Source organism: Bacteroides sp. CAG:633 (genome assembly GCF_000435115.1).
GTDB lineage: Bacteria > Bacteroidota > Bacteroidia > Bacteroidales > Bacteroidaceae > Bacteroides > Bacteroides ndongoniae.
Window position 1 is genome coordinate 1 of the sequence record NZ_FR883072.1, and the last position, 1,747, is coordinate 1,747.

Annotated in this window: 4 protein-coding genes; 1 reads left to right on the forward strand and 3 read right to left on the reverse strand. The window is 50.9% G+C overall.

All coding sequences use genetic code 11. From position 1 onward, the window contains the following. Window positions 1-43 precede the first annotated feature (43 nt). The 3 genes from QVP67_RS08180 to QVP67_RS08190 all read right to left on the reverse strand — a co-directional run bounded on the left by QVP67_RS08180 (window position 44) and on the right by QVP67_RS08190 (window position 1,322). Complete coding sequence (locus QVP67_RS08180) at window positions 44-451, reverse strand: N-acetylmuramoyl-L-alanine amidase (RefSeq protein WP_022163081.1); 408 nt, start codon at window positions 449-451, stop codon at window positions 44-46. Beyond that, window positions 448-564 carry a smalltalk protein gene (locus QVP67_RS08185; RefSeq protein ID WP_022163082.1) on the reverse strand — a complete coding sequence of 39 codons (117 nt, stop codon included), beginning with the start codon at window positions 562-564 and terminating at the stop codon, window positions 448-450. Before QVP67_RS08185 ends, QVP67_RS08180 begins: the two co-directional genes overlap by 4 nt. Before the next feature lie 269 nt (window positions 565-833). Continuing rightward, on the reverse strand, window positions 834-1,322 hold the full coding sequence (locus QVP67_RS08190; protein ID WP_022163083.1) for a DNA-binding protein: 489 nt from the start codon (window positions 1,320-1,322) through the stop codon (window positions 834-836). Between the two features lie 207 nt (window positions 1,323-1,529). Here QVP67_RS08190 and QVP67_RS08195 point away from each other — a divergent pair. Beyond that, window positions 1,530-1,747: DUF4248 domain-containing protein (locus tag QVP67_RS08195; RefSeq protein WP_071149728.1), on the forward strand; the 218-nt coding region annotated here is incomplete at its 3' end.

Genomic DNA, 1,747 nt, shown 5'->3' on the forward strand with positions numbered 1-1,747 from the left:
ACCCTCATCCCTCAACCCTCATCCCTCAACCCTAACCCCACCTTCACCTGTATTCAGCAACGGCATCGAAGCATGGGCAAGCTTTCATAGGGTTCAAATCTCGGTGTCCTACGACTAAAGCATTCGGATACAGTTTTTTCAGTTCACGTATCAGCGCCAGCAGGCTGGCCTTCTGTTCCAGCGTACGGGTATCACAAGGTTGCCGGTTGCGGTCCAGTCCGCCTTCGTAGCAGATGCCGACACTGTGCCGGTTGTGATGCTGGCAGTGAGCCCCGATTTGCTCGATCGGTCTGCCCCGGTGAATCTCTCCGTTGCGGGTGATGTAGAAGTGATACCCGATGTCGCGGAAGCCCCGGTGTCGGATGTGGTCCCGGCGACATTGCTCAAAATCAAAGCTCTGCCCCTCGGGGGTGGCAGAGCAATGAACGATAATCAGCGTAACAGTTCTCATCGTCCCATGCACGATGTGATGCCAAACACTCCGGCCAGGGCGGTTGCCACAGCCACAATGGCCTTAAGCACAATGCCCCAGACCGACGACTTTTTCGAATTGGAATTGCTCATGATAATGATGAATGATTAATGGTTAATGATTTAAGTTTTGCAAGTTTATTAATCGGTTGTAGTTGAGGAGTTAAGAAGTTAAGGAGTTAAGCCAATACCTTTGTGAAAAGGATACAGGCCATACACTTAATCTATTGGCTTTAACTCCTAGCCCACCTTGGCGGGCGATAACTCCTTCTAACTTCTTTAACTTCTTCAAGTTTGGCTTCGCCGATTTTCAATTCGGTAAATCCGAAACTTGAGTAAATAGGTCAGCCACCCGTAGCTGTTTATCCTAACGGATCTTCGCCACCGCCTCCCTCATCCGGATCGGTCACGGTGCTTCCTCCGCCACCTCCGGAGGTTCCGCCACCTTCAATGGAGTAGGGAGTCAGTTCGCGCAGTGTAGCTTCCAGGTTGATGCGGGCATTGCTCAGCTCGCCGGTAGCGCGGGCACGCAGCTTCAGGCCCTTCACGTGGTCCGCCACCTTGAATTCCTGAGCCGAGGCGGCGCCGTGGTCACTGACGATGCCCACCGAGAAGATGGCAAGGTCGTCCAGTTTCACGTTTTTGCCGTCCAGAATCAGCTCCTTGATGCAAGTCACCATGTCGGCCAGTACCCCCTTGATCACACCGGGCGAGAATGGCGTGTTGTGCTTCGACATGTGTTTCGACAAGGCTTCAATGTCCAGCGTTTCGCTGATCACCGGGCGTGCGTACCACAATCCATTGCAAGGATGGTTCTCGCCCACGATTTGGATTTTTTTGTAGGTAATCATAGATAATTGAAAAATTAAAAGTTAATAAATAAGAGTTCCCTTGTGGTGAACACTACAAAGATACATCACCGCGATTGCTGAAAATCCGTAAATATCGGTTACAGTTGATTGTGGTTGATTATAGTTGATTAAAGTAAGGCACATGTATGGTATTCTCACTGATTTTCAGTATCTTTACGGACGAAAGATAGAAAAACCGAAAAGACTATGGAGAACTTTACCATCCGTTCATACGGCCGCACCGAATTGGCCCAATGCTATTTCCCCGATCTCAATCCGCAGGTAGCCCACCGCAAACTGCAGGGCTGGATCAACTATTATCCCAACCTGCGCGAACGTCTCAATGCTGCCGGCATGCACCCTCGCAGCCGCGTCTATATGCCCGTCCACGTCCGCATGATCGTGGAGGCGATTGGGGAACCGTA